We start from the raw sequence: 2,999 nt of genomic DNA, 5'->3' as shown, positions 1-2,999 counted from the left end.
ACCCGCAGCCGCAAAGCTAAGGTGCCCGCCCCTCGATGAGGTGGACGGCGGCCCGGATGCGGTAGGGCGAGCGATCCATGGCGGGCTCCTTAGCTTTGCGGCTGCGGGTCGAGCGCGGACTCGTCCGCGTCGGACAGAAGCCCAGCGAGCAGGGCGCCGTCCTCTTCCAAGAACCCTTCCGCCAGGTTCACCACGCCCTGGTAGAAGAGCGTGTCGGCGAAGCGGCGCGCCTCGTTGGCGAACACGGGCACCCAGGTCGCCAGATGGTCGTCCATGAAGTTGCGCTGGGTGCTGATGAGGGAGAACGCGCGCTCCTCGTCGCCGGCGCGCAGGGCTGCCGCCGTGCGGTGGGCCAGCACGCGCATGAACTCGAGCTCAACGGCGATGTGGTCCTCGCCGACGGTCCACGACTCGGATTTCTCCAGGCCGCAGGAGCGGTAGATGGCCAGCACCTCGTCGCGGGCGTCCTGCATGAGCAGGCGCTTCTCGGAGGTGTACACGCTCTCGAAGGGGTAGGCCGCCGAGTAGGTGTCGATGCCCGATCCCAGGAAGGTGCGGGTGTAGTCCACGGCGAGCTTCATGAGCGGGTCGACCCAGGCGTTGGAGAGGTACTTGGCGATCTGGTAGTAGCCCGTATCCATGAGCGCGTTGCCCGAGGACACCGGGTAGTCGGTCTCCATCAGCTCGGCGAGCAGCGCCTCGTCCACCTCGTTGCGGAACAAGCGGGCGATCAGCTCGTAGGTGGCGCCGCGGCTCTCGCACAGCGCGGCCAGATCCTCGGCGGTCATGACCTCCTCGGCGGCGGTCTCGGCAGCCTCGATGGCCTCGGCGGTGAAATCGTTCATCTCGGTCATGGCTTACTCCTCGCTCAGCGAATCAAGGTACGCGCGGCCGTGCTCGGTGATGGACCACTGGCCCATCCACTCCACGGCGCCGGCGTGCTCCAGCTTGTCGATGAAGTACATGGCGTAGCGCTTGGGACTCTGCAGCACCGGCTCGTCGTCCACCACGTCGCCGATCTCGCGCAGGCTCGCGCCGCCGCCCCGCGCGCAGAGCTCGAGGCAGGTGGTGAACACCTCGGCGTAGCGGGGGTCGTCCTCGTACAGCTGGGCGATCATCTCCAGGGGGCGGTAGGTGTCCAGCTGCGCGGCCCCGTCGGCGGTGAGGTGCCAATACACCGCGGGCGCCGGCGCCACGCGCCAAAACTCGGCGCCGTCCACCTCCACGCGCAGCGGCTCCTGCTCCACCTCGGCCAACGGCGTGCCGGCCTCGTCGGTCTGCTCGATGGCGCCGGCTCGGGCGAGCAGGTCGGCGAAGGTCAGCGAATCGTAGACGGAATGGTGGTGCCGTTTCATCTCCTCGACGTGCGCCTCCAGATCGGCCGTCGCGATGGGCTCCTCGCAGTCCTTAAGGATCGCGAAGAGCATCTTGTGGAAGGTGGGCATCTGGGCGAACAGCGCCTCGATGCGCTGCTGCGCCGTCTCGCCGTTGGCAAAGGAGACGAGCTCGCGCTGGAACTGGGGGACGGCCGCCGGATCGGGCATGTTGAAGGGGCCCTCGGCGAGCACCGAGGGAGCCTCGCTCTCAGCTTCCCCGTCGTCGAAGGCGAAGGCCTCCAGAGGGTTGAAGTCGACGGTCAGATCCTCCTCGAGGGAGAAGCCGGCCGCCTTGTCCTGCTCAGTCATGGAACCTCCAAACGTCCATTCTGCCTGCTGCGCCTTGGGCGGGCGTGCTCGCCTCCAGGGCGCGGATTCTGCGATGGGTCGATCATAGGAGGGCGATTCCTTATGCGTCAAGCCTGTTCAGGGGCATGTTCTCATGACGATTCGGCACAGGCGATGCCGCCGCGCCATGAGCTTATTCCGATTCGTCATGCGAGGGAAATCGACCTTGACGGTGCCGCGCGCCACCTTCCATACTGTGCCCTCGAACCGACTGTTCCGCGCAGTTCCGACGCGCTGGACTGCTGTACTGAAGGAGGATGCCATGCTGCCCAAACCGTCGCTGGTGCTTCAGGCGAAGCTGATGCCCGAGGACTATTCCGAGGCCCAGGCCGCCGAGATCAAGCGCAGCTACATGTACCTGGCCCAGTCCATCGTCTCCGAACTCGGTGAGGACGAGCGCGGCGAGGGCAACCTCATGCGTCTGAACGTGCGCCTCATGAAGCCCTTCTGGAATCCTGCCGAGGAGGGGGCCGACGAACTGTGGCGCCGCTCCTTCATGCCGTGGCTCGCCAACGCCACGCGCAACCTGTCCACAGCCATGCACAACTTCAACACGGTGCTGCATCCGCTGGGCGCCGGCAACGTGACCTACGAGTGGGCCGATTTTGACTTTTCGCCTCACGCGGTGCTGCGGCTGAAGGTCGACGACGAGAATTGCATTCCCGCCGTTGCCCCCGAGTTGTGCGACCGGGTGCGCGAGCTTGCGGCCGCCAGCGCCTTCGACGAGGACGTGGCCCTTATCCGCATTCCGTCCCGGGCGAGCATCGCCGCCCAGGAGGAGGCCTTTGCCGAGGAGCTTCGCCGGCATCGCGAGGCCCTCGCCGCCCGCGAGGCAGCCGATGCCGCCGCGGTCGCGACCTTGGAAGGTGCCGATGCCGCCGTAGCCGCTGCTGCCGACGAGGCCGACGATGTCGCCTCCGCCAACGCGATCGAGATGCCTGCCGCCACCGTGCCGGCTGACGCAGACGGTGCCGCGGCGCCCGATGTCGAGACGACCGAGTCCGTCGTCGTGCTCTCCGAGCCGGAATTCGAGCTCGACTATTCCATCTGGGGCCTCGAGCGCGCCGACGGCACCGTCGTCGAGTTCGACTCTCGCACTGCCTAGCGATCCACCGATCACGTCAATCCAACGCCCGGTCGCGCCTCCTCCTTTCCCAACAACGCGACCTGGGATCCCTCCTCTCCAGAAGCGGGGGGGGCGCCCCCCGGCCGCCCCGGGGCCGTGGGGGGGGCCCCCCCCCCCGGGGGCGGATCAAAACCCGCGGCCGCCCCCCC

The 2,999-nt window shown here is 67.6% G+C and carries 3 protein-coding genes; 1 reads left to right on the top strand and 2 read right to left on the bottom strand.

Going from position 1 to position 2,999, the window contains the following annotated elements; translation table 11 throughout:
• Positions 1 to 89: 89 nt before the first annotated feature.
• Together Q5064_RS11315 and Q5064_RS11310 are read right to left on the bottom strand one after the other, a co-directional pair.
• Positions 90 to 854, bottom strand: a complete 765-nt coding sequence (locus Q5064_RS11315; protein ID WP_302964761.1) for a molecular chaperone — start codon at positions 852 to 854, stop codon at positions 90 to 92.
• Between the two features lie 3 nt (positions 855 to 857).
• Complete coding sequence (locus tag Q5064_RS11310) at positions 858 to 1,685, bottom strand: hypothetical protein (RefSeq protein ID WP_302964759.1); 828 nt, start codon at positions 1,683 to 1,685, stop codon at positions 858 to 860.
• A gap of 301 nt (positions 1,686 to 1,986) precedes the next feature.
• On the opposite strand from Q5064_RS11310, the gene Q5064_RS11305 reads away from it, so the two are divergent.
• A complete protein-coding gene (locus Q5064_RS11305; protein WP_302964757.1) occupies positions 1,987 to 2,829 on the top strand; it encodes a hypothetical protein in 843 nt (280 codons plus the stop codon).
• The last annotated feature ends 170 nt before the right edge of the window (positions 2,830 to 2,999 follow it).

It is taken from the genome of uncultured Adlercreutzia sp. (assembly GCF_958431955.1).
In the GTDB taxonomy this organism is placed as follows: Bacteria; Actinomycetota; Coriobacteriia; order Coriobacteriales; family Eggerthellaceae; genus Adlercreutzia.
This window is presented reverse-complemented; position numbering and strand designations above follow the sequence as displayed.